The sequence below is a fragment of the Pseudomonas morbosilactucae genome (genome assembly GCF_023241665.1).
Taxonomy (GTDB): domain Bacteria; phylum Pseudomonadota; class Gammaproteobacteria; order Pseudomonadales; family Pseudomonadaceae; genus Aquipseudomonas; species Aquipseudomonas morbosilactucae.
Window position 1 is genome coordinate 1 of sequence record NZ_JALQCX010000116.1, and the last position, 501, is coordinate 501.

The window sequence follows — 501 nt, forward strand, 5'->3', positions numbered from 1 at the left end:
ATTTTAGAAGCAAAAGAAACAGTAGTTCTTACTTTTTTCAGTCCGGCTTTGAATTTCTCAGCATCGAACCAAGTATAAGCAGGGTTTGCACCATACACCAATAAAGTATTCACGATTCCTGCATTCATGTCTTCCACCAATCTCACAAAATCAGCATCCACACCGGCACGCTGATGATTCAGCACACCCCAGTTGATGGTAGTTCCACCGGCACCAATGGCATTGTTGATGGCGTTCACAATGATCTGAACATTCACATCATTGCTTCCTGCTACCACCAATGCAGCACCTTTATTTTCATTCAGCGCTTTTCGCAGCTTTTTCAATACCCGCTTTCAGTTTTGCATCACTGATACCTGTAACAGCTTGTCCATTTACTGCACTCAATAAAGCAGCAGCAATAGCACCTGTTTCAGATGGGCGGTGTAAATATTTTTCATCCGCATTAGAACCGGTCAGAGAAGCTACAGATTCAAAATGAATGTGCTTGCTCATGCTTGG

General features: G+C 42.9%; 2 protein-coding genes. Both read right to left on the reverse strand.

The features are described from left to right. The coding region (locus tag M1B35_RS31920) for a molybdopterin-binding domain-containing protein (RefSeq protein WP_268264080.1) at nt 1–326 on the reverse strand (326 nt) is incomplete at its 3' end. Then, on the reverse strand, nt 298–501 hold a 204-nt coding region (locus tag M1B35_RS31925; protein WP_268264081.1), incomplete at its 5' end, for a hypothetical protein. The genes M1B35_RS31925 and M1B35_RS31920, both read right to left, overlap by 29 nt.